The sequence below is a fragment of the Rhodoferax sp. U2-2l genome, assembly GCF_020594515.1.
Lineage (GTDB): Bacteria > Pseudomonadota > Gammaproteobacteria > Burkholderiales > Burkholderiaceae_C > Rhodoferax.
This window is the reverse complement of sequence record NZ_JAJCTH010000014.1, coordinates 111,579-136,026: the sequence shown is the minus strand read 5'-3', so window position 1 is coordinate 136,026 and position 24,448 is coordinate 111,579. Positions and strand designations below refer to the sequence as shown.

Genomic DNA, 24,448 nt, shown 5'->3' with positions numbered 1-24,448 from the left:
TTGAAAAAATGGGCTTTGTCGGGGGTTTGTCTTCTGCGTCAATAATCGCCGTCCAGCCCGGCAAGGGCGCGCAGGTCGCCCCTGTGATGGGGTAACCGCTGGTACACACTTTGAACGCAAGAGATCGGAGGACCATGAACATCAAGCATTTGATTGATGCGGTTGAAAAGCTTTTCCTGATCACGATCGCGGTGTTCACCGTGATCGCGATGGGCCAGGAAATCTGGTTGCTGATCGAGAACCGGCGGGTGGCGCTGCAAGACCTGTTGCTGATGTTCATCTACGCCGAGGTGCTGGGCATGCTGGGCGCGTTTTATGTGCGCCAGCGCAACCTGATCATTTTGCCCCTGTTCATCGCCATGACAGCGCTGAGCCGTCTGATCGTTCTGCAAGGCAAAGACTCTGACCCGATTGTTCTGCTGTACGAAGCCGGCGCCATTCTGCTGATCGCCGTGGCTTGCTGGGTCACCAGCCGGATGCGACCCGATGAGTGATCTGGCCGTCGTTTCTGCGCATCAGCACAGCGTGTGCAGCGGAATGTCGTGCTCGCGGGCCAGGATTTCCAGCGTCTGGCGGCTGCGTGCTGCCATGAAGCTGGCGATGGCTTGATGGGTGTCGGCTTCCAGCATCCTGTCCAGCCCGCGCCATGGCAAACCAGCCACGGCGCATAGCGATTTGGCAAAGTGCGGCTCCAGCGCCGCCAGCGCCACCCGGCCATCCAGACAGGGGTAAACGCGGTAACCGGCATGACCACCGCCAAGCAGCGTGCCGGGCAGGGTGGCGCCCCAGGTGCGCGGCAGGGCCAGATGCGCAGCGGCATCTGACAAAGCCACTTCCCGAAAACTGCCCTGGCCCGACTGGCGTTGTAGCAACACCGCTTGCAACACTGCCTCGCTGGCCATCAGCGCACCACCCATGTCGGCGTACAGCGTGGCAGGCAGTTCCAGTCCGGTGATCAGGTCGTTTTCGGCCACGTAGGTCAGGTCGTGGCCCGGCAAGTCCGCGCCAGCGCCTGGCGCGCCAACGATGGCGACCATCGACAACCGGGGGTAGCGGGCGTGCACAGCGTCCCAGTCTAGACCAAGTTTGCGCAAGGCGCTGGGGCGAAACGAGGTCAGCAGCACATCGGTTTGCGCCAATTCAGCGTGTAACGCGGTCTGGCCCGCCTCGGTCTTGAGGTTGACGGCGGCAACAGTGATGCCTTCCTGCAGCGCCCGGTAAGCCGTCGGGCTGTAGAGGCTCATCGGGTCACCTGTGATGCCTGATTCGAAGCCTGTTGCGCCAGAGGTGGCTGGTGGCGGTGGCTCCAGCTTGAGGCAGGTCGCACCCATTTGACGGCAGCGCTGCAGGGCTGCGGGCCCCGGCAGGTTCAAGCTCAGACTCAGGATACGGATGCCGGTGAGGGCTTGTGGCGCGGGCTCTGGGGTTGCGGGTGTGGTCATGATGCGCGATGAATTTGATTCAGCCATTTTCACGCAGTTGGAGGTTGGTGTTTGTCGGGGTGATGTCCCATGCAAGCGAGCTTGTCGATGGCGCCCAGTCACCCGTTTTGTTGAAGCATCTTTGCGCTTCATGGGTATTGCGGCGGTGGTGGATGGGCGGGGGTGGGCGGGTAGAATTCCGGGGTTGCCGGGTTATCCCACCCTGCTGTTTTTTGGGCCTCTTCACCGCTCGCATGCTGCTTGGAACCGCCGCCGAAGACGCCCGTTGCCTCAAGGATTTTCATGAAACGTGTTGATGACTTTCGCCTGAAGTTTGGCCAAAAAGAATATGTGCCGATCGTGGTCGGCGGGATGGGGGTGGATATTTCGACCGCTGAACTGGCGCTTGAAACCGCTCGGCTCGGTGGCATTGGCCATATCTCGGATGCCATGGTCAACGATGTGTCTGACCGCCGTTTTGACACCAGTTTTGTCAAAGACAAAACCAGGCTCTACAAACACAACATCCTCAATGCCGACAAGTCCGACGTCAAGTTTGACCTGGACATTCTGGCCGAGGCCACCCGCAACCACGTGGGCGCCACCATGGAAGCCAAAAAGGGTGATGGCCTGATTTTTGTGAACTGCATGGAAAAGCTGACCATGAATGGTCCGCGCGAAACCCTGCAGGTGCGCATGGCCTCCGCGCTGGACGCCGGCATTGATGGCATCACCTTGAGTGCTGGTTTGCATTTGGGGTCCTTTGGCCTGATTGCCGACCACCCACGTTTCCGTGATGCCAAGCTCGGCATCATTGTCTCCAGCGTGCGCGCTTTGCAGCTGTTTTTGCGCAAAAACGCGCGGCTGGACCGCAAACCCGACTTTGTGGTGGTGGAGGGCCCGCTGGCCGGTGGTCACCTGGGTTTTGGCCTGGACTGGGCGCAGTACGACCTGGCCACCATCATTGCCGAGGTGATCAAATACGTCAAAGACGAAGAGCTGAACATTCCGGTGATTGCCGCAGGTGGCATCTTCACCGGCAGTGACGCGGTGTCGTTCCTGGAGAGTGGTTCAGCCGCCGTGCAGGTCGCCACCCGTTTCACTGTGGCTGAGGAATGTGGCTTGCCGGCCGATGTCAAGCAGGATTACTACATGGCCAACGAGGATGACATCGTGGTCAACACCATTTCGCCCACCGGTTACCCGATGCGCATGCTCAAGGGCTCCCCGGCGATTGGCGACGGCATCCGGCCCAACTGCGAGTCTTATGGTTACCTGCTCGATGGCTCAGGCAATTGCGCCTACATCACCTCGTACAACCGTGAACTGGCGCTGCACCCGAGTGGCAAAAACATCTCGGTGATGGACAAAACCTGTTTGTGCACCCAGATGCGCAACTTCAAGCTGTGGACCTGTGGCCACTACACCTACCGCCTGAAAGACACCACACGCAAGGGTTCGGACGGCAAATACCAGCTGTTGACGGCAGAGCACATCTTCAACGACTACCTCTACAGCGTTGACCACCAGATTGCCTTGCCCGCCTGATAGCCGCAACCGCTGGCGTTGATGATCGGCGCCAGACACAAAAAAGTCCCGAGTCCAACGACGCGGGGCTTTTTTGTTGCGCGGGCGACGGCTCAGAACTGGATGCCTGCCGGGTTGTCCGGGTTGGTGCGCGGCGCGGGTGCCACCGCGGCTGGGGCGGGTGCTGGTTTGGTCGTGTCGGGTTTTGCTGCTTCAGGTGCGGTCACAGCCACCAGCGGGGTCGGCTCGGCATAGCGGTAACCAGCGGGCAACTGGCTTTTTTCCGGATAACCCGCCGCGTTGAGGTATTGCGTCCACTCAGTGGATGAATACCCCTTGATCTGCTGTCCACCCAGGGTCAACAGCGGCAGCGCGGGGTTGTCGGCCAGGCGCTTGAGCGCTTCGGCGTCCTCAAAGCTGGTGATGGTTTTTTCGGTGAACGGGATGCCACGGCTGCGCAGCAGGGTGCGCCCTTCGTCACAAGGCGCGCAATCCTTGCCGGTGAACAGGGTCACCGGGTAACGGCCGGCAACCTGCCGCAAGGCATACGGCAAGCTGGCGTTGGCGGCCGCGGCGTCCCGGCCATTGGCGCTCAGCGGGGTGATTTTGGCAGCCGCGGCGGGCGGCTTGTCTGAAAACGTGACGCGCCCGTCCGGCCCGACGCTGCGGTACAGGGTCTGGGCCTGCACGACGGTATGAGCCAGCGCTGCCAGCGCACAAAAACATAGCGCATTACCCAAGCCAAAAGAGAGCTTGAGCGCGCTGAGCATCCCTACCGTTGCCTGCCGTTGATTGTTTGACATAGAGGTTTCCTTGACTTTCGTGGCAACCAAGTCACCCGAAGGCATGGATGGCGGATCCAGTCCGCCATGACAACCTTCATGCAGCGTTCGGGAACACGTGGCTACTGGCTCGTTTGTACCATTCCCTGATGCCGCAACAGCGCGTCCAGCGTGGGCTCGCGGCCCCGAAATGCTTTGAACGATTCGATGGCCGGTCGGCTGCCACCGGCTTCCAGAATCGCCTGGCGGTAACGTCGGCCGGTCTCGGCGCTCGGCAGGCCATCGGTCCCGGCGGTTTCTTCAAAGGCGGCGTAGGCGTCGCTGCTCAGCACCTCAGCCCACTTGTAACTGTAATAACCCGCCGCGTAACCACCGGCAAAAATGTGACTGAAGGTGTGCGCGGTGCGGCTCCAGCTGGGCGGTTGCAGCACCGCCACCTCGTCGCGCACCTGTTGCAGCAGGGGCATGATGTCTTGCGCCGGGTCGTGGGCGCTGTGCAACAGCATGTCAAACAGCGAGAACTCGATCTGGCGCAGCGTCTGCATGCCACTCTGGAAGTTTTTGGCCGCCAGCATCTTGTCAAACAGGGCACGCGGCAGCGGCTGGTCGGTGTCAACATGCGAGGTCATGTTTTTCAGCACCTCCCATTCCCAGCAGAAGTTCTCCATGAACTGGCTGGGCAATTCCACCGCGTCCCATTCCACGCCGCTGATGCCCGACACGTCGCGCTCGTTCACCTGGGTCAGCAGGTGGTGCAGGCCGTGGCCGAATTCGTGGAACAGGGTGGTGACATCGTCGTGCGTCAGCAGCGCCGGGCGGCCAGCCACGCTGGCGGCAAAGTTGCACACCAGGTGCGCCACCGGGGTTTGCAGCGTGTGGGTGTCGGGGCGCAACCAGCGGGCGCGCACATCGTCCATCCAGGCGCCACCCCGTTTGCCGTTGCGGGCGGTCGGGTCCAGGTAAAACTGGCCAACCAGGGTGTTGGCCGTGTCACCAGCCTGTGTGGCAGGGCGTTCGATGCGGTAGAAGCGCACATCTTCGTGCCAGACCGGTGCATGGTCTTCACGGATTTGCACCTCAAACAGGGTTTCGACAATCTGGAACAGCCCGGCCAGCACCTTGGGCAGCGGAAAGTACTGTTTGACTTCCTGCTCATTAAAAGCGTAGCGGGCTTCCTTGAGCTTTTCGCTCACATACGGCCAGTCCCAGGCCTGCGGGTCGCTCAGGCCCAGGTGCTCGGTGGCAAAGGTCCGCAGGTCGGCCAAATCTTTTTCGGCATACGGTTTGGCACGCGCGGCCAGGTCACGCAGGAAGGTGATCACCTGCTCGGGCGACTCGGCCATCTTGGGCACCACCGAAAGTGCGGCAAAGTTGGCGTGGCCCAGCAGCCGGGCCTCTTCCAGCCGCAGGCTCAGCAGTTGGTTGATGAGGGCCGTGTTGTCAAACTTCCGGCTCACCTCGTCTGCCATGTTGGAGGCGCGGGTGACGTAGGCGCGGTAGAGCTTTTCCCGCAGGGCGCTGCTTTTGGCAAACTGCATGATCGGCAGGTAGCACGGCATTTTCAGCGTGAGTTTGTAGCCGTCCTTGCCGTCGGTTTGCGCTGCGGCCTGGGCGGCTTGCACGATGTCGTGTGGCACGCCGTCGAGTTCGTCCAGCGTGGCGTAGTAGGCAAAGGCGTCGGTGGCGTCCAGCGCGTTTTCGCTGAATTTCTGACCGGCCGCGGCCTGCAGCTCCTGAATTTCTGCAAAACGCGTGCGTGCGTCACCCTGCAACTCGGCACCACCCAGCACAAAGTTGCGCAAAGCATTTTTGTGCGCCTGGCGTTGCTCGAGCGTCAGCGTGGCCGGGTCGATGGCTTTGTATTTGGCGTACAGGCGCTCGTCAGCGCCCAGGCGGGTGTAAAACTCGGTGATTTTTGGCAGCGCAGCATTAAAAGCGGCGCGTAGTTCAGGGTTGTCAGCCACGCTGTTGAGGTGGCTGACCGAGCCCCAGGCGCGTGATAACTGCTCGGTGGCCACGTCCAGCACGCTGGCCATGGCATTCCAGTTGGCTTCAAACGCGGGTGCGGTGACGCTTTCCAGCGCCTGGTCGGCCCGGGTCAGCAACTGCGCCAGGGCGGGTTCGATGTGCTCCGGGCGAATCTCGTCGAAGCGGGGCAGGTCGTCAAAAGAGAGCAGGGGATTGGTCATGATGGGAAGTTGGCGGCGCGTTCGGCAGATTCAAGGGTGTTGACCAGCAGCATGGTAATGGTCATGGGGCCAACCCCACCGGGTACCGGGGTGATGTAACTGGCCACCTGGCGCACGCCCTCAAAGTCCACGTCGCCACACAGCTTGCCCTCGTCGTTGCGGTTCATGCCCACGTCCAGCACCACCGCACCGGGTTTGACCATGTCGGCGGTGAGCACATTGCGCTTGCCCACCGCCGCCACAATCACGTCGGCCTGCAGCGTCATGGCTTTCAGATTGGCGGTGGCGCTGTGGCAGATGGTGACGGTGGCGCTTTTCTGCAGCAGCATCATGGCCATGGGTTTGCCAACAATATTGCTGCGGCCAATCACCACCGCGTGTTTGCCGCGCAGGTCGTAGTTGATGGATTCGAGCATCTTCATGCAACCATACGGTGTGCAGGGCCAAAAACCCGGCAAACCCGTCATCAAGGCCCCGGCGCTGGCCACGTGAAAACCGTCCACATCCTTGGCGGGTGAAATGGCTTCAATGACCTTGGTGGCGTCGATGTGTTTGGGCACCGGCAACTGCACCAGAATGCCGTGGATGGCGGGGTCGGCATTGAGCGTCGCAATGCGCGCCAGCAATTCGGCCTCAGACAAATCAGCGTCGTACTTTTCCAGCACCGAGTGAAAACCGCAGTCTTCACAGCCCTTGACCTTGTTGCGCACATAGACCTGGCTGGCCGGGTTGTCACCCACCAGAATCACCGCCAGGCCGGGCGTGATGCCGCGGGCTTTGAGCGCGCGGGCGCGTTCGGTCACGTCCAGACGTGATTGTTTGGACAGGGCCACGCCGTCAATGATCTGGCCAAAAGGGGTTGCGGTGTTCATGTCAAATTCATCCATAAAAAAGCCCGCTGGTCCTTGCGGGGCGGGCAATGGTAGCTATATTCTCAATAGCGTGAAGAAAAAAACTGGTCAGGTCAGGCCTTGACGGCATTGGGTCCCAGGGCCACTTTGAGCAAATCAGCCACGGTGTTGGCGTTGAGCTTTTCCATGATGTTGGCGCGGTGCGCTTCCACGGTTTTGATGCTGATGCCCAGGTCGTCGGCAATCTGCTTGTTCAGGCGGCCCGCCACGATGCGCTCCAGCACTTGGGATTCACGCAGGGTCAGGCGGGCCATCAGCGCGTCACGCGCCACCGAGTTTTGATGTTCGGCGAACGACCCCTTGGCCTGCTCCAGCATGCGTTCCACCAGCGGCACCAGCTGCTCTTCGTGAAACGGCTTCTGGATGAAGTCCATGGCGCCTTTTTTCATGGTGTCCACCGCCATCGGCACGTCACCGTGGCCGGTGATGAAGGCCAGCGGTAGCGGGGAGTGGGTTTCGATCAGGCGGCTTTGCAACTCCAGCCCGGTCATGCCCGACATGCGGATGTCGATGATCAGGCAGGCGACCTCGCGCGGGTCGTAGCGGTTCAGGAAGGATTCGGCCGAGTCGAAACAGCGCACCCGGTAGTCTTTGCCCTCCAGCATCCATTGCAGCGAATCACGCACGGCCTCATCGTCATCAACAACGTAAACCGTGCCTTTTTTGGGGATGAGACTCATGGAGATACCTGAAATACTTGTTGGTCCGGGCGCTGGGTGGTGGCGGCTGACAGCGGGTCCGGATGGGGTAGCCAGAAGGTGAAACAGCAGCCAATAACCGTCTCGCCATTGTAGAGGTTCTCGGCTTTCATTCTGCCCAGATGCGACTCCACAATCGATCGGCACAGACTCAGGCCGATGCCCATGCCTTCGGGTTTGGTGGAGTGAAAGGCCTCGTAAAGCCGGGCCATGACTTCGGGCGCAATGCCGTGGCCGGAGTCTGACACCTTGAATTCAATCACCGGCTTGTCGTCCACCAGCGCCGGGGCCACGCGCAGCTTCACCAGTCGCAGCGCCGTGGGTTTTTGGGCGGAGTCCACCGACTCGGCGGCGTTTTTGAGCAGGTTCAACAGCACCTGTTCAATCAGGATCGGGTCCACCATCACATTGGGCAGGTTCGGCGCGACGTATTGGGTCAGCTTGACGTTGCGCCGGCGCAGCTCGATCTCGGCCAGTTCCACGGCTTCAGCCACCATGGTCGACACACTGGCGATGGTGCGGTTGGGCTCACTGCGCTTCACAAACGAGCGGATGCGCTGGATGATCTGCCCGGCCCGGTGCGCCTGGCGCGCGGTTTTTTCCAGCGCGCCGAGCATTTCTTCCTCGGTGATCTGGTGCGCCTTGATGCGCGAGACCATGCCGTTGCAATAGTTGTTGATGGCGGTGAGCGGCTGGTTGAGCTCGTGCGCCACGCTGGAGGCCATTTCGCCCATGGTGATGAGTCGACTCGACGCCTGGGCGCGAATCGCCTGCACCTCGGCCTGCTCTTCGGCCAGCCGCCGTGCGGTGATGTCGGTGGCAATCACCATCTGGGCCAGGCGGCCGTCCACCCAGCTCAGGTAGCGGGTGCGGACCTCCAGCCAGCGGCCCAGGCTGCCCAGGTAAATCTCGGCGCTCTCGGCCTCTTTGTCAGACAGATGGTTGGTGGGCAAGCCGGCGAAGGCATCGACCATGTCCTGGGTTTCATCGCTGTGCGCCAGCGTGGGCACGCCAGCCTCGGCCACAAGTTGCAAATGCCCTTGTGCCTCCGAGCCAAACCACAGGCGGTAGAGTTTGTTGGCAAACAGCAGTTCGTTGTTGCCCAACGGCGCCACCGAGATGGACGCATCCAGCGCCTCCAGCACGGCGGTGAAGCGCTCATGGGACGCCGCCAACTGCTCGCGCACGCGGGTGGGCTCGGTGATGTCGGTCATGGACGTCATCCAGCCGGTTTGCTGGCCAAAGGCGTCAATCAGGGGCGAGACATACAAGCGCGCTTCGAAAATATCACCGTTCTTGCGTTGCACCCGGAACTGGGTGCCGCTGGGGTCGATCAGCCCGGCCAGTTCCTCTTGCAGGCGGTTTCTCAGCATTTCATAGTCTTCGCGCGGCCAGTAGGGAAACGGCGCGGTTTGCCCCACCAATTCGGCTTCGGACCAGCCGGTCATCTGGCAAAACGCCGGGTTCACATAGGTGATGCGGCCGTGCATGTCCAGCGCCCGCATGCCGGTGAGCATGGAGTTTTCCATGGCGCGGCGAAAGGCGGTTTCGCGCACCAAGGCGTCTTGCGCCTGAATGCGCCTGCGGGTGTGGCGCCAGTTGGCCAGCAGCAGCCAGGCCGTCACCGCGCTCAAGACCATCACCAGCCAGAACAGGCCACTGCCGATCACGCCCAGTGAGGTGCGGTAAGCCTGCCCGCGAATCGCCAGCCCGTTGCCCACGGGGGAAACCGGCAACTGGTAGGCGTTGACCGGGTTGGCCCAGGGCAGGACGCTGCGGGTTAGCGTTTTCTCCAGCAGGCTGGTGCCTGCCAGCACTTGGCGTTCACCATCCAGAAAAGAAATCGCGTATTTGGACGTGACCTCGTTGGGCACGCCGTAGCGGAACATCGCGTCAACCGAATAGGTGACCAGCAGATCGCCCTTGAAACGTGTCTTGTCGATCAACGGCAGATGCAGCTGCACCTGGCTCGGGCCATGCTGGGTTTTGCGCGGGCTGGAATAAATCGGCAGCAGCACGTCGCGCACCAAGCGGAAGTTGTTCGCCGTTTCTTCGGCCTCACCCGGCATGCGCGCGTTCGGGGTGTTGGCTTGGTCGACCATACCACTCGGGTCATAACTTGCCCGCGTGATGTATCGGTCGTCGATCCAGGTCAGGCTTTGCATCTCGGGAAACAGGTTGACAAAGGCCTCGGCGCGGGCCAGAAAGTCATCGGAGGAAATTTCGCGCGCGGCCATCTCGCGGGCAAAACGCATCAACTGCTCTTGCTGCTCCAGCAGGCGCAGGCGCAGGCGTTGCTGGGTGTACTCCACGTCACGGTGGATGGCCTCGCGCTCGCGCGCGATCTCTTCAAATCGCAAATAGGCAAATGCCGACAGGATGACCACCAGAAACAGCAGCACCGCCGCCAGCGGTGCCAGCATCGCCAAGCTGTCCTGACGGTGGGTGGTTTGTGCTTTCCACCAAAACCGCAGTCGGGCAGTCGGTGCCAGCCTGGGGAGGTTCACGGTGTCCGGGTTCGGGCGCATGGGCATAGGGCGAAGTGTAGGGCGTTTGGCATGGCTGTCAGGATTCTATATTTCATAATGTGAAGTAATAGAACGCTATTTGAAATGTCAAGAAATTCCCCCTAGAATTCCGCTCGCGACAAAAAATGGCCGAACCCACTACCATTCTCTGGCCAATCCACAGGAGACACGCATGTCAGTACAACGAGACCAACACGCCGCCATCGATGCGGACAGCCAGGAAACCCGCGAATGGATGGACGCCCTGAGCGCCGTCATCGAGCGTGAGGGCCCCGAGCGCGCCCACTTCCTCCTAGAGCAGCTGCTCGAACACGCCCGGCAAAACAGCATGGACATGCCGTTCTCCGCCAACACCGCGTATGTGAACACCATTGAGCCGGAGCAGGAAGAACGCTGCCCCGGCAACATCGAAATTGAAGAACGCCTGCGCGCCTACATGCGCTGGAACGCCATGGCGATGGTGGTCAAAGCCAACCGCCATCACCCTGAAGACGGTGGGGACTTGGGCGGGCATATTGGTTCGTTTGCCTCGCTGGCGCACATGTTTGGCGCCGGCTTCAACCACTTCTGGCATGCCGAAAGCGAAGGCCACGGCGGCGACTGCATTTACATCCAGGGGCATGTGGCGCCGGGTGTGTATGCGCGCGCTTTCCTGGAAGGCCGCTTGACTGAAGAGCAACTGCTGCATTTCCGCCAGGAAACCGGCGGCAAGGGTCTGTCCAGCTACCCACACCCCAAGCTGATGCCTGAGTTCTGGCAGTTCCCCACGGTGTCGATGGGCCTGGGCCCGCTGATGGCGATTTACCAGGCGCGCTTCTTGAAGTACCTGCACGCCCGCGGTATTGCCGACACCAGCAAGCGCAAGGTCTGGGTGTTCTGCGGTGACGGCGAAATGGACGAGGTGGAAAGCCTGGGCGCCATCGGCCTGGCCGCACGTGAAAAGCTCGACAACCTGATTTTTGTCATCAACTGCAACCTGCAGCGTCTGGATGGCCCGGTGCGTGGCAACGGCAAGATCGTGCAGGAGTTGGAGGGCGAATTCCGCGGCTCCAACTGGAACGTGATCAAACTGCTGTGGGGCAGCGACTGGGACCCGCTGCTGGCGCGCGACAAGGACGGTGCGCTGCGCAAGGTCATGATGGACACGCTGGACGGCGACTACCAGGCCTTTAAGGCCAACGACGGCGCCTTTGTGCGCAAGAATTTCTTTGGCCGCGACCCGCGCACCGCCGCCATGGTGGCCAAGATGAGTGATGACGACATCTGGGCGCTACGCCGCGGTGGCCACGACCCGCAGAAGGTTTACGCTGCGTTCCACGCCGCGGTCAACCACACCGGCCAACCGAGCGTGTTGCTGATCAAGACCGTCAAAGGTTTTGGCATGGGCAAGAGTGGTGAAGGCAAGAACAATGTGCACCAGCTCAAGAAGCTCACCGACGACGACATCCGCGGTTTCCGCGACCGCTTCAATATCCCGATTCCCGACAGCCAGCTGGCGGACCTGCCGTTTTACAAACCGGCCGATGACACGCCGGAAATGCAGTACCTGCACGCCCGGCGCAAGGCGCTGGGCGGCTACTTGCCCAAACGCCGCACCCATGCTGACGAGTCGTTCACCGTGCCCTCCATCGAGACCTTCAAATCGGTGATGGAGCCCACGGCAGCGGGTCGCGAGATTTCCACCACCCAGGCGTATGTGCGCTTCATCACCCAGCTGATGCGTGACCAGGCGCTGGGTCCGCGTGTGGTGCCCATTCTGGTGGACGAAGCCCGCACCTTCGGTATGGAAGGCCTGTTCCGCCAGATCGGCATCTACAACCCGGCCGGCCAGCAATACACCCCGGTAGACAAAGACCAGGTGATGTATTACCGCGAAGACAAGGCGGGCCAGATTTTGCAGGAAGGCATCAACGAAGCCGGTGGCATGGCCAGCTGGATTGCCGCCGCAACGAGTTACAGCACCAGCAATCGCATCATGGTGCCGTTTTACGTGTATTACTCGATGTTCGGCTTCCAGCGCATTGGCGACCTGGCTTGGGCGGCGGGTGACATGCAGGCGCGCGGTTTCCTTTTGGGTGGTACCTCCGGGCGCACCACACTCAATGGTGAAGGCCTGCAGCACGAAGACGGCCACAGCCACATCCTGGCGGGCACCATTCCCAACTGCATCAGTTATGACCCGACCTTTGCGCATGAGGTGGGCGTGATCCTGCACCACGGCTTGAAGCGCATGGTCGAGCGCCAGGAAAACGTGTTCTATTACCTGACCTTGCTCAACGAAAACTACGCCATGCCCGGCCTGATCCCGGGCACTGAAGAGCACATCATCAAGGGCATGTACCTGTGCCAACCCGGCTCGGACGATGCCGCCACCCCGCGGGTGCAGTTGTTGGGCTCGGGCACCATCCTGCGTGAGAGTTTTGCCGCGCAGAAGCTGCTGGCGCAGGATTGGGGCGTGGCGGCCGATGTGTGGAGCTGCCCCAGCTTCAACGAACTGGCCCGTGACGGCATGGCCGCCGAGCGGCACAACCTGCTGCACCCGAATGATGCGCCGGTGGTGCCGTTTGTGGCGCAGCAGCTGCTAGGCCACAGCGGCCCGGTGGTGGCGTCCACCGACTACATCAAGGCCTATGCCGAGCAGATCCGTGCCTACATCCCGGCGGGACGCACCTACAAGGTGCTGGGCACCGACGGCTTTGGCCGCAGCGATTTCCGCAGCAAATTGCGCGAGCACTTCGAGATCAACCGTCATTACATCGTGGTGGCGGCCCTGAAGGCGCTCAGCGAAGATGGCACGGTGCCCGTGGCCCGCGTGGCCGAAGCGATTGCCAAATACGGCATCGATGTTGACAAGATCAACCCGCTGCACGCTTGAGCTTAGATAGCACAGCGGATGTCATGCCGGACTCTGTCCGGCCACCAAGGATTGCGGGTCAAGCCCACAATGACGGCGCTGTGATTCCCAATCAAGAATCTGGAGACACAACATGGCAACCTTAGAAATTCAAGTGCCCGACATTGGCGACTTCGACGAAGTCACCGTGATCGAGCTGCTGGTCAAACCTGGCGACACGGTGCGCGCTGACCAATCCCTGCTGACCGTGGAGTCCGACAAGGCCTCCATGGAAATCCCTTCGAGCCACGCCGGTGTGGTCAAGGAACTCAAAGTCGCGCTGGGCGACAAGGTCAAACAAGGCTCGTTGGTGCTGCTGCTGGAGGTGGCGGGTGAGGCTTCTGCGCCCAATCCGGCGCCAGAACCCGTGGAACAAGCGCCTGATGCTGCGGCTTCTGTAGCGCCTGCCGCCGCACCGGCTGCCCCGACACCAGTCGCACCAGTGGCCGCTGCCGCTGGCCCGGTCGAAGTGCGCGTGCCCGACATTGGCGACTTCAAAGACGTGACCGTGATCGAGGTCATGGTCCAAGTCGGTGACAGCGTCAAGCTCGAGCAAAGCTTGGTCACCGTCGAGTCCGACAAAGCCTCGATGGAAATCCCCTCAGGCGCCGCCGGTGTGGTGCAGGAGCTCAAGGTCAAGCTCGGCGACACCGTCAACATCGGTGACCTGTTGCTGATCTTGCAAGGCAGCGCCGCAGTTGCAGCACCTGCTGCTGCCGTGGCTGCTACGCCCAATGTGCCTGCAGACCCCGCAGCACAAGCGCCAGCAGCTAATGCCGCTGTGGCAGCACCCGCCGCTGTGGTCGCCGCACCGGCTTTGCCAGCCCACAACCCGACCGCCTTGGCGCTGGGTCTGCCGCACGCTTCACCCTCGGTGCGCAAGTTCGCGCGTGAGCTGGGCGTGCCGCTGGCCGAGGTCAAAGGCACCGGCCTCAAAGGCCGCATCACCGATGCCGACATCGAATCCTTCACCCGCTCGGTCATGAGTGGCGCGGTGCAAACCGCTGCGATTGCTGCGCAGCAAGCCGCCAAACCCGCGGCCGCTGGTGGTGGCGAAGGCCTGGGCCTGATTCCTTGGCCGAAGGTCGACTTTGCCAAGTTTGGTCCGATTGAGCGCAAGGAGATGAGCCGCATCAAGAAGATCAGCGGCGCCAACCTGCTGCGCAACGCGGTGATGATCCCCGCTGTCACCAACCATGACGACGCCGACATCACCGACCTGGAGGCCTTCCGCGTTTTGACCAACAAGGAAAACGAGAAGAGCGGCATCAAGGTCACGATGCTGGCGTTCCTGATCAAGGCTTGCGTGGCCGCGCTCAAGAAATTCCCCGACTTCAACAGCAGCCTCGACGGCGACGCCGTGGTCTACAAGCAGTATTACCACATCGGTTTTGCTGCTGACACGCCCAACGGCTTGATGGTGCCGGTGATCAAGGATGCCGACAAAAAAGGCATCTTCCAGATCAGCCAAGAGATGAGCGAGCTGGCCAAGAAAGCACGTGACGGCAAACTGAGCCCGGCAGAAATGTCTGGCGCCACCTTCACCATTTCTTCCTTGGGCGGCATCGGCGGGCGGTATTTCACGCCAATCATCAATGCGCCCGAGGTGGCGATCCTCGGCGTGTGCCGCTCCACCATGGAGCCGGTCTGGGACGGCAAGGCTTTCCAGCCGCGTCTGATGTTGCCGCTGAGTTTGACCTGGGACCACCGCGTGATCGACGGCGCCGCTGCCGCGCGTTTCAACGTCTATCTGGCCCAGATCCTCGGCGACTTCCGCCGGGTATTGTTATAACTTTGCGGGTCAGACCACTTTGCGAAGCACATGTGCTCTGACCCCAACTAAATAGAAAGAACAACATGGCACTTATAGACATCCATGTTCCCGACATCGGCGACTTCGCGGAAGTCACCGTGATTGAACTGTTGGTCAAACCCGGCGACAGCATCAAGGCGGACCAGAGCCTGATCACCGTCGAGTCTGACAAAGCCTCGATGGAAATACCCAGCAGCCACGCTGGCGTGGTGAAAGAACTCAAGATCAAACTGGGCGACAAGGTCGCCATGGGTTCACTGCTGCTGACGCTGGAAGCAGCAGGCGAGGGCGCCGCACCGGCTCCCGCAGCCGCTGCAGAGTCCAAACAAAATCCGCCTGTAGCCCAGGTGGAACAAGGGCAGGTAGCTCCTAAAACTGCAGTGACTCCGGCACCTGTGGCTGCACCCGCAGCCGCAGCCGCCAGTTTTGCGGGCAGCGCCGATCTGGACTGCGATGTGCTGGTGCTTGGTGGTGGCCCTGGTGGCTACTCGGCCGCCTTCCGCGCGGCTGATCTGGGCCTCAAAGTCATTCTGGTTGAGCGTTACACCACCTTGGGTGGTGTTTGCCTGAACGTCGGTTGTATCCCGTCCAAAGCCTTGTTGCACGTGGCAGCGGTGATGGATGAAGTCAGCCACCTGGGTGACCTGGGTGTGGAGTTTGGCAAGCCGGTGGTCAACATCGACAAGCTGCGTGGCCACAAGGAAAAGGTCATTGCCAAACTCACCGGCGGGCTGGCCGCCATGGCCAAGATGCGCAAGGTCTCAGTCGTGCGTGGTTACGGCCATTTTGTTGGCCCCAACCACCTCGAAGTGGAAGAAACCACCGGCAGCGGCCAGGAAAAGACTGGCGGCAAAAAGATCGTGGCTTTCAAAAAAGCCATCATCGCCGCAGGCTCCCAAGCTGTGCGCTTGCCCTTCATGCCCGAAGACCCGCGTGTGGTCGACTCCACCGGCGCTTTGGCGCTCAAGGAAGTGCCCAAACGCATGTTGATCCTGGGCGGCGGCATCATCGGTCTGGAAATGGGCACCGTCTACAGCACCCTGGGCGCACGCCTGGACGTGGTGGAAATGTTGGACGGCCTGATGCAGGGCGCTGACCGTGACCTGGTCAAGATCTGGCAAAAGATGAATGCGCCACGGTTTGACAACATCATGTTGAAGACCAAAACCGTCGCGGCTGAAGCCACCCCGGAAGGCATCAAGGTCAGCTTTGCACCCGCAGAGGAGGGCGTGAAAGTGCCCGAGCCGCAAACCTACGACCTGGTGTTACAAGCCGTGGGCCGCACGCCCAATGGCAAAAAGCTCAGCGCCGAGAAGGCCGGTGTGGCTGTCACGGATCGCGGCTTCATCAACGTCGACATCCAGATGCGCACCAACGTGCCGCACATCTTCGCCATTGGTGACATTGTGGGCCAGCCGATGCTGGCGCACAAAGCGGTGCACGAGGCGCATGTGGCCGCTGAAGTGATCGCCGGTGAATTGCAAGGCAACAAGGAACTGGCAGCTGCCGCCTTTAATGCCCGCGTGATTCCCAGCGTGGCCTACACCGACCCCGAAGTGGCCTGGGTTGGCCTGACCGAAGACCAAGCCAAGGCGCAGGGCATCAAGGTCAAGAAGGGCCTGTTCCCCTGGGCAGCGTCTGGCCGCGCCATCGCCAATGGCCGCGACGAAGGTGTCACCAAACTGCTGTTTGACGACAGCCCCGAAGCCCACGGCCACGGCAAGATCCTGGGCGGCGGCATCGTCGGCACCCACGCCGGTGACATGATTGGCGAAATCGCCCTGGCCATCGAGATGGGCGCCGATGCGGTGGACATCGGCAAGACGATTCACCCGCATCCCACGCTTGGTGAATCCATTGGCATGGCGGCGGAGATTGCGCACGGCAGCTGCACGGATGTGCCGCCGGCACGCAAGTGAGTTGATCGCCTGAAAATGCTACTGACTCAGTAGCAAGCCGCGCATATTCCGAAAGGGCTGCGCGGCTTTTTTATGTGGCATCTTGTGTGTTGCTCTATTTCAAGTCTAAGAGTAAAAGTACCAACTCATCCAAATTCGTCCACGGGTTGGCGCTTCTTTGACTGTCTCCTTCTGCGCTTTTGCGGAGTTTTTTTGCATGACCACAGGCATTGGCGGTTGTGTCTTTGAGCAAACCATAAACCCCCTTCATGCCTTTTTCATACTTTGAAAACTTAGGTTTCCTTTTCAGCTGAGCAACTGCTTGGTCTCCAACCGACTTTTTCCCTGCTGCATGAAAGGGGGCGTCAGAATAGCCAAAGTGCAGCAAGATCCAAAACTCAAAGCACGGTGTGCTGGTGATCGCTGAAAACGGCTTTTCATCCTTCGCCAACTGCCGTATTCGCTGGATAGCTGGTTCAAAAGATGCATGAGAATCACGGTCAAAAACGCAGAACACTTTGTCATAAGCATCACCCAACTTAGCGTCTTCTTCGTAAATGTTGAGTGCATGTTCGACGATTCGGTCAGGAGAGCTGCCATCGTTGCGCGCTACTTTGACACGCTGCGGGTGGATGCGCTTATCCACCAATATCTCAGCAAAATATTGCGGCTCAGTTTTGGTGCCCTCACAGACAATTAGATACCGAACTCCACTAGATCGTTTTATTCGTTGCCGAGCGAGCTGCTCGGCACTACGAGCCTTTTGCTTTTTGAAAAGATCGTCAGATCCCATAAAAGTCTAGATCTTTCAGGAATGGAATACCACCGTAGCGTCCATTGAGGTAGCCCCGTTCAATGGCTTCGTTTTCACGCGGACTGAAATCTGACAGAGGGTAAAGATTTGATGCGCGCTCAGAGTTCTTTTCCATGAACCATACCTGATCGCGGCGCAGAATTTTCTGACTCAACAGTGATGTGTCATGAGTTGTGAAAATTAGTTGAGCCTTGCTACCAGTATGGTGCAGGTGTTTGACCAGAAAATGAACCAGCATGGGGTGTAGGCTGGTGTCCAACTCATCCACCACTAGAATCCGCTCGTTTTCAGTCACGTCCAGCCACGGGCCCGCGAAGGCAAATAGCGCTCGGGTTCCGTCGGACTCTTCATCCTCTGCAAACTCAATGAGTTCCTGTGTCAGAACATCTTGATGGACAAATTTCACCGATGTCACGTTTTTGCCGTTCAAATCTTTTGCGATTTGTTGTGCAAACTGCTCTCTAACTTTTTTGGGGACATTTTTTGGCAGCTGATCGACGGAAAAAGCAGCCTCCTTCAGACGAATATCAGCAATACCCAAATCTGCTGCATTTAAAAATTCCACAATACGCCTACGATCATTCTTCTCTGCACATCGCTGCACTGTGTAGCTAGAACTCATCGTGTGCGGTGCAGAAACGACGCGCAAACGTTCCTTGAACCAGTTGAACACCACGCGCAACTGTTCTTGGTTGTTTTGTACGGACTTGGATAGGTATAAGGTGTTTTCCAAGGTGTCTTGTGCCCAATCGTGCCGCTTTCGTCCACCTCCAAGCTTAGTGCTGAATTTGTAGACGTATTTAGCGGTGTTTACATCCCAGACCCGGTGGAACCACTTTTGCGGCATGCCCAAGGGATAAGCTAGTAGCCACTCCTCGGAAATTCGTCGGCTATTGCAGCTCACGCCATACTCATAACGTACCCCCGCCTCAATAATGGTGATTTCAAATTTACTATCTCCATTACGAGATTCGGCTGTGAGCTTGAAGGGAGTCAAGTCCAGCAAATCGCCGATCTGGGAACGATGAGACTGAAGAACCAGTTGATCTAAAAATGCCAACGCTTGAATTAGTGTGCTTTTACCTGAAGCATTCGGGCCGTAAAGAACAGCTGATCGCAGCAGATGCAAGGTGGCATCTGGCAACCCCGCATCAAACGTGTTGAGGTCTTGCAACTCATCATAGGCAGATGCCACCAAGGTCAACGTTTGCCGTTGACAGATGGAGCGAAAATTTGTGACGGAGAATTCGACAAGCATCTTGGTTAAAAAATTAATTTTCAATTCAATTTTTGCACAAAACATTTAAATATGTTGGCATAAATTGAATTATTGAGTATACGCGCCGCAAAGTCTGTTGAGACTGTACGCCCAATGACAAAAAGCCCAGCGCCGAAAAGGCTGGCGTGGCCGTGACCGACCATGGTTTCATAACGTCGACATCCAGATGCGCATCAACGTGCCGCACATCTTCGAGATTGGCGGCATTGTTGACCCCCACGCCGGTGACATGATTGGCGATCGAGATGAGCGCAGATGCGGTGGACATCGGCAAGACGATTCACCCGCACCCCACGCTGGGTGAGTGTTGGCATGGCGGCCGAGATTGCGCACGGTTCTTGTACCGATTTGTCACCCGCACGCAAGGGAGTTGACTGCCTGAAAACGCTACTGACTCAGCAGCAACCTGCGCAGGTTACGAAAGGGCTACGAGTCTTTTTTATTACCAATGTGGTGTATAGGTTCGGCATTCGTCTTCTCAGACTGGTGACGCCGATCCAACACCAGCGACGTGTCGCGCCTTAAGGCATGACCTCAACGTACTCGTAGACCTCGCAGTCCATGATCTGCTTTCGCACCGGCAGGCTGAGTTGCTCGAACCAGGCCTGAGGGTTGCGTTTGTCGATTTCCTGGCCCATGAAACGGATCAGTTCGCAGATGGGTTCGACCACGTTGCTGCGGTAGTGCAGGTCGTTGGTCACATAACCCCGGTGCATGTTTTTCATGCAGTTTCCGCGGCACCAGGCATAGGCCTCGCAGTCGTGGCAGGGCATGGCCGGGTCCTGTTGCAGCGGGCTCTTCTTGAGCCAGTTGCCCTTGATGTCGCCCATCTTCATGGCCGCGTCGTACATCATGTCGGGGCAGGGGTAAATCTCGCCGTTGGGCATGACGTTGAGCAGGTGGGTGGAGACGCGGCACTGGCTGGCACCGGCGTACAGCTCCAGCGCCCGTGTGGGGAAGAGCTTGTTGCGCACCATGCCCATCAGCGGGATCAGCGGGTAAAGCACATCGGTGCGTGAGAAGAATTTGTCGATCAACTGCACCAGCACCGCCTTGCGCTTGGCCACCGAGTCGCCAGCGTACATTTCGTCGGCCACAAACTGCCAGTACAGGTAGTCAAACGGGGCGCCGTCGGCCACCAACTGGTCCAGTTCCTCAAAACAGGTGTCGGGGTTGCCCCAGGTGACGCGGGCGGTGACCGTGCCGCCGATGTGGTCGCGCACTTCTTTGAGGTTCTTCACCACCTGGCGGTAGATGCCTTTGCCACGGTAGCCGTCGGTGGTGGACTCGCCGCCGTCGATCGAGGCCAGCACATTGGACAGGCGGTTCAGCGCCCACTCGGGCAGGTTATCGATCAGCGTGGCATTGGTCTGCAATTGGAAGCGAAAGCTCGGGAAACGCTGCATCACCTCAAGCATCAGCTTCTTGTTCAGAGTGGGTTCACCGCCGTAGAAGGTGACATAGATTTCCTTGCCCTTCAGGTGCCGATCCACAAAGGCGCTGAGCTGCGTTATGTCGTACTCCACATGGACTTGTGAACCCAGCATGTCGCCAACCCCGAGCGAACAATAGCTGCATTTGAGGTTGCATTTGAGGGTGGTGAGCAATTGCAGTTCCACCCGGCCGCCCACAATGGGGTTGGCGTCGGACTGGGGAACCTCTGTTGTGGCAGCGTGGGGGACGAAGTGGATCGGTGTCTCGGTGTGCATAGTGTGGTGGTGGGGGCTCCGGTAGGCGGGGCGATCAAAGGCTAAGAATTGGCGCACAGCGGCAGGTTGCCGCCGTTTGCGGGGCGCCGATGGTAATCGCGGGGCGTGTCAAAACAAGCTGGTCTGATGCTGTTTTTGCCGTCCTTTGCGCAGTGAATGCACTTTGTTTGATCTGGTCGAGGTTTGGCGGACAGACGACGTCCTTTGGACTGGCGTTGGATGGATGCCATTTCCATATCAGTCGTGCCTAGACGCGAAGTCGATGACCGTGCTGTGACACGGCAAGGTGAAGCAACAACGGCAGGGATGATCTGGCAACGGAATTGGTTGTCGTATCAACAGCACGGCGGAAAACGAGAAACACAACGGGTTTTTGAGGGCGCTGGGGTGGTGTCTGTGGCCCTGAATCGGTCGTTCAGGCCAGAGGCCAGGTCACCAAGCACTGAGCGTGCCAACAGGGTGGCAACTGGGCAGCGTGAAGGCGCAGCCAGCGCGCCTTAGCGAATGGATGTTGTGTTGATTCTGGCGGCCACGGCCGTGTCGGACGCCAACTCAGCGTCTTCACCTGCCAACACCCGACGTGCACCGTTGAAGCGTTTTTTCCAATAGGCCACACTCATGCTTTCAACTCGCACTTCAGCACCAGCGCGGGGCGCGTGAACAAACTTGCCATCGCCAATGTAGATGCCGACGTGGCTGAAGGCGCGGCGCATGGTGTTGAAAAATACCAAATCACCGGGCTTCAATTCCTGGCGGTCGATTTTTTCGGTACTGGCGGCTTGTTGTGACGCCACTCTCGGCAGAACCATACCCAAGGTGTCCTCATACACCGTTTTAACCAGACCACTGCAGTCAAAACCGGTGTCGGCCGAGGTACCACCGCGCCGGTAGGGCACACCCAGAAACCCCAAGGCATTGGTGACCAACTCGGTCGCCTTGCTTCCGACCGTCTGTCCAACGACTTGGACTTGTTGTAACCCGGGGATGTTGACCAGCGACCGACTCGCTTCTTCGGGGGCCTCAGAGGGTGCAGCGTGGGCGACGCTGGCGAGGATCAGGCTGAAGACGAGGGGTAAAAAACGCATGGGCGCTAGCATACCAGCAAAATTGCATTTGTGGCAATGTTATTTTTAGTTAATGTAAAGTTTAGAAAGATAACGTAACTTAATGATTTAATTGAATTTAGTTAAAAATATTTGATTGCTTGGGCGTTTGCCGAGGGCATTCAGCGGGGCCGCCATCCGCTCGTGAGTGGTTGGGCGGATGTGTCCTGCGGTTTAATAGACAGCTGTTCCCAGATTCTTGAAAGACGCCTATGTTGCTAGATGCCGAACTCTCACAACTCGTTTTGGTTGATTACCAGGCGCGCCTGATGCCTGCCATTTTTGAAGCACCGCTGGTGCTTGCCAACGCGATCAAACTGGCGCAGGCCGCGCAATGCCTGAAGGTGCCGGTGATCGGCACCGAACAAAACCCGTCGAAGCTGGGTGAAAACGCACCCGAACTCCGGGCGTTGTGCCAGCGCACCCTGGCCAAGATGCAGTTCAGCGGTGTTGAAGAGGGGTTGGGGGAGTGGCTGCGCCCGCCGGTAAAACCGCCTGCAGGTAACGCCCGCAGCCTGCCCAAACACTTGCAGAAGCCGTCCAACACCCCCACTGAGCGCAGCACCATTGTGGTTGCAGGGTGTGAGGCGCATGTGTGCCTGCTACAGACGGCGCTGCATTTGCTGGAAGACGAATTTGACGTATGGGTGGTGACAGACGCCTGCAGTTCGCGCACCGAGCGCAACCGGGATGCTGCCTTTGACAGGCTGGCTGGCGCCGGAGCCGAGCTGGTGACCACTGAAATGGTGGTTTTTGAGTGGCTGCGTTCGGCTGAACACCCGCAGTTCAAAGTCGTTCACGCCCTGATCAAATAGGCCGTGAGGGCGGGCGCCATCGGTGGCGTCAAGCTATTGATTTAAAACAAGTGTTTGTCAGTTTCAGAGGCGGCGGTGGGGCAGTCAGTCAGGGTACTGCAAGTTCACAGAACATAATTATGAATTCAGTACAGCCATAACCACCGGAGACTTTCACAATGACCACCTATGCCGAATTTCACCAGCGCTCCTTGACTGACCGCGACGGTTTTTGGAGCGAGCAAGCGCAGCTGGTGGACTGGAAAGTACCCCCGCAACAGATTTGTGACTACAGCAATCCGCCGTTTGCCAAGTGGTTTGTGGGTGGCATCACCAACCTGTGTCACAACGCGGTGGACCGGCATCTGGCAACCCGTCCTGACCAAGCGGCATTGATCTTTGTCTCGACCGAGACGAATCAGGAAAAAGTCTATTCTTTCAAAGAGTTGCACGCTGAAGTTCAACGAATGGCTGCAGTGTTGAAAGAGCTGGGTGTGCAAAAGGGTGACCGGGTTTTGATCTACATGCCGATGATTCCCGAGGCCGCGTTTGCCATGCTGGCCTGTACCCGCATTGGTGCCATCCACTCGGTGGTGTTCGGTGGTTTTGCTTCGGGCTCCTTGGCGTCGCGCATTGAAGATGCGGAACCCAAAGTGGTGGTCAGCGCCGATGCCGGTTCGCGTGGCAGCAAACCGGTCCCCTACAAGCCACTTCTGGACGAGGCGCTGCGCCTGTCCAAATACAAACCGGAGGCGGTCTTGCTGGTGGACCGTGGCATGGCTGCCATGGACTTGGTGGCTGGGCGCGACCACCTGTGGGCGCCGCTGCGCGAGAAAAACCTCAACACCGTCGTTGAGTGCGAGTGGGTTGACGCGACGCACCCGAGTTACACGCTGTACACCAGCGGCACCACCGGCAAACCCAAAGGCGTGCAGCGCGATACCGGCGGCTACTGCGTGGCGTTGGCTGCCAGCATGAAACACATTTATGCGGGCAACCCTGGTGAAACCTATTTCTCCACCAGTGACATCGGCTGGGTGGTGGGCCACAGCTACATCATTTACGGCCCGCTGATCTCCGGCATGGCCACCATCATGTACGAAGGCCTGCCGACCCGTCCGGATGGCGGCATTTGGTGGAGCCTAGTCGAGAAATACAAGGTCACGGTGATGTTCAGCGCGCCCACAGCCGTGCGTGTGCTCAAGAAACAAGACCCGACCTTGCTCACCAAATACGATCTGTCGAGTTTGCGGGCGCTGTTTCTGGCTGGCGAGCCGCTGGACGAACCCACGGCACAGTGGATCAGCGACGGCTTGGGCAAGCCCATCATCGACAACTACTGGCAGACCGAAACCGGCTGGCCGATCCTCTCCTTGTGCAATGGCGTGGAAAAAGCGGTCACCAAGTTTGGCTCGCCCGGCAAGGCGGTGTATGGCTACGACGTGAAGCTGCTCGACGACCAGACCGGCGCAGAACTCACCGGCCCGAACCAGAAGGGTGTGGTTGCGGTGGAAGGGCCGCTGCCGCCGGGCTGCATGCAAACCGTGTGGCGCGATGACGAGCGCTTTGTCAACACCTACTGGAAAAGTGTGCCGGGCAAGCTGGTTTACAGCACCTTTGACTGGGGCATTCGGGACGCCGACGGTTACTACTTCATCCTGGGCCGCACTGACGACGTGATCAACGTGGCCGGCCACCGCCTGGGCACCCGTGAGATTGAAGAAAGCATCGCCGCGCACCCGAACATTGCCGAAGTGGCGGTGGTGGGTGTGGCCGACCAGCTCAAGGGCCAGGTCGCCATGGCGTTTGCCGTGGTGAAAAACGCCGCGCTGGTCACCGATGACGCCAGTGCCAACGCACTGGAAGCCGAAATCTTCAAGCTGGTGGACCGCGATCTGGGCGCGGTGGCCCGTCCGGCCCGCGTGCGGTTTGTTACCGTGCTGCCCAAAACACGCAGCGGCAAGTGCCTGCGCCGCGCCATTGCCGCGGTGTGCGAAGGGCGCGACCCAGGCGACTTGACCACCATGGACGATCCGGCGGCCTTGCAGCAGATCAAGGACATGGTGACGGCCTGATCAAACAAAACTTT

General features: G+C 59.4%; 17 protein-coding genes and 1 pseudogene. 8 read left to right on the top strand and 10 right to left on the bottom strand.

Annotation, left to right across the window (positions count from 1 at the left end; genetic code table 11):
- Window positions 1–134 precede the first annotated feature (134 nt).
- Window positions 135–494: a phosphate-starvation-inducible protein PsiE gene (locus LHU53_RS13710; protein ID WP_227333219.1), complete on the top strand. Its 360-nt coding sequence runs from the start codon at window positions 135–137 to the stop codon at window positions 492–494.
- A gap of 21 nt (window positions 495–515) precedes the next feature.
- Here LHU53_RS13710 and LHU53_RS13705 read toward each other — a convergent pair whose 3' ends face one another.
- Window positions 516–1,442, bottom strand: a complete 927-nt coding sequence (locus tag LHU53_RS13705) for a CoA transferase (protein ID WP_227333218.1) — start codon at window positions 1,440–1,442, stop codon at window positions 516–518.
- A gap of 282 nt (window positions 1,443–1,724) precedes the next feature.
- On the opposite strand from LHU53_RS13705, the gene LHU53_RS13700 reads away from it, so the two are divergent.
- Entirely contained in the window at window positions 1,725–2,969 is a 1,245-nt protein-coding gene (locus LHU53_RS13700; protein WP_227333217.1) for a nitronate monooxygenase, read from the top strand.
- Between the two features lie 92 nt (window positions 2,970–3,061).
- Here LHU53_RS13700 and LHU53_RS13695 read toward each other — a convergent pair whose 3' ends face one another.
- The 5 genes from LHU53_RS13695 to LHU53_RS13675 form a co-directional block, all read right to left on the bottom strand.
- Window positions 3,062–3,718: a glutaredoxin family protein gene (locus LHU53_RS13695; RefSeq protein ID WP_370632306.1), complete on the bottom strand. Its 657-nt coding sequence runs from the start codon at window positions 3,716–3,718 to the stop codon at window positions 3,062–3,064.
- A 134-nt stretch (window positions 3,719–3,852) separates the two neighbouring features.
- Window positions 3,853–5,919: a M3 family metallopeptidase gene (locus LHU53_RS13690; protein ID WP_227333215.1), complete on the bottom strand. Its 2,067-nt coding sequence runs from the start codon at window positions 5,917–5,919 to the stop codon at window positions 3,853–3,855.
- The gene (folD, locus tag LHU53_RS13685; RefSeq protein ID WP_227333214.1) at window positions 5,916–6,791 is read right to left on the bottom strand and encodes a bifunctional methylenetetrahydrofolate dehydrogenase/methenyltetrahydrofolate cyclohydrolase FolD; all 876 of its coding nucleotides are present in this window, start codon (window positions 6,789–6,791) and stop codon (window positions 5,916–5,918) included. Before folD ends, LHU53_RS13690 begins: the two co-directional genes overlap by 4 nt.
- Before the next feature lie 92 nt (window positions 6,792–6,883).
- Window positions 6,884–7,510 carry a response regulator transcription factor gene (locus LHU53_RS13680; RefSeq protein ID WP_227333213.1) on the bottom strand — a complete coding sequence of 209 codons (627 nt, stop codon included), beginning with the start codon at window positions 7,508–7,510 and terminating at the stop codon, window positions 6,884–6,886.
- Window positions 7,507–10,062: a PAS domain S-box protein gene (locus tag LHU53_RS13675; protein WP_370632304.1), complete on the bottom strand. Its 2,556-nt coding sequence runs from the start codon at window positions 10,060–10,062 to the stop codon at window positions 7,507–7,509. The genes LHU53_RS13680 and LHU53_RS13675 overlap by 4 nt, the downstream gene beginning before the upstream one ends.
- 166 nt (window positions 10,063–10,228) lie before the next feature.
- Between LHU53_RS13675 and aceE the strand changes: the two genes are divergently transcribed.
- The 3 genes from aceE (at window position 10,229) to lpdA (ending at window position 16,681) form a co-directional block, all read left to right on the top strand.
- On the top strand, window positions 10,229–12,931 hold the full coding sequence (gene aceE, locus LHU53_RS13670) for a pyruvate dehydrogenase (acetyl-transferring), homodimeric type (RefSeq protein ID WP_227333212.1): 2,703 nt from the start codon (window positions 10,229–10,231) through the stop codon (window positions 12,929–12,931).
- 112 nt (window positions 12,932–13,043) lie between these two features.
- Window positions 13,044–14,741: a dihydrolipoyllysine-residue acetyltransferase gene (gene aceF, locus LHU53_RS13665; RefSeq protein ID WP_227333211.1), complete on the top strand. Its 1,698-nt coding sequence runs from the start codon at window positions 13,044–13,046 to the stop codon at window positions 14,739–14,741.
- A 65-nt stretch (window positions 14,742–14,806) separates the two neighbouring features.
- Window positions 14,807–16,681: a dihydrolipoyl dehydrogenase gene (gene lpdA, locus LHU53_RS13660; RefSeq protein WP_227333210.1), complete on the top strand. Its 1,875-nt coding sequence runs from the start codon at window positions 14,807–14,809 to the stop codon at window positions 16,679–16,681.
- A 94-nt stretch (window positions 16,682–16,775) separates the two neighbouring features.
- On the opposite strand, the gene LHU53_RS13655 is transcribed toward lpdA, so the two are convergent.
- Window positions 16,776–17,453 carry an RloB family protein gene (locus LHU53_RS13655; protein WP_227333209.1) on the bottom strand — a complete coding sequence of 226 codons (678 nt, stop codon included), beginning with the start codon at window positions 17,451–17,453 and terminating at the stop codon, window positions 16,776–16,778.
- On the bottom strand, window positions 17,443–18,756 hold the full coding sequence (locus LHU53_RS13650; protein ID WP_227333208.1) for an ATP/GTP-binding protein: 1,314 nt from the start codon (window positions 18,754–18,756) through the stop codon (window positions 17,443–17,445). The genes LHU53_RS13655 and LHU53_RS13650 overlap by 11 nt, the downstream gene beginning before the upstream one ends.
- A gap of 83 nt (window positions 18,757–18,839) precedes the next feature.
- On the opposite strand from LHU53_RS13650, the pseudogene LHU53_RS13645 reads away from it, so the two are divergent.
- A pseudogene (locus LHU53_RS13645) lies at window positions 18,840–19,119 on the top strand (hypothetical protein); the annotation flags it as partial.
- A 155-nt stretch (window positions 19,120–19,274) separates the two neighbouring features.
- Here LHU53_RS13645 and LHU53_RS13640 read toward each other — a convergent pair.
- Entirely contained in the window at window positions 19,275–20,462 is a 1,188-nt protein-coding gene (locus LHU53_RS13640) for a radical SAM/SPASM domain-containing protein (protein ID WP_227333207.1), read from the bottom strand.
- 497 nt (window positions 20,463–20,959) lie between these two features.
- Window positions 20,960–21,547: a C40 family peptidase gene (locus LHU53_RS13635; RefSeq protein WP_227333206.1), complete on the bottom strand. Its 588-nt coding sequence runs from the start codon at window positions 21,545–21,547 to the stop codon at window positions 20,960–20,962.
- A gap of 230 nt (window positions 21,548–21,777) precedes the next feature.
- On the opposite strand from LHU53_RS13635, the gene LHU53_RS13630 reads away from it, so the two are divergent.
- Window positions 21,778–22,380 carry an isochorismatase family protein gene (locus LHU53_RS13630; RefSeq protein ID WP_227333205.1) on the top strand — a complete coding sequence of 201 codons (603 nt, stop codon included), beginning with the start codon at window positions 21,778–21,780 and terminating at the stop codon, window positions 22,378–22,380.
- A gap of 158 nt (window positions 22,381–22,538) precedes the next feature.
- Window positions 22,539–24,434 carry a propionate--CoA ligase gene (locus LHU53_RS13625; RefSeq protein WP_227333204.1) on the top strand — a complete coding sequence of 632 codons (1,896 nt, stop codon included), beginning with the start codon at window positions 22,539–22,541 and terminating at the stop codon, window positions 24,432–24,434.
- Window positions 24,435–24,448 lie beyond the last annotated feature (14 nt).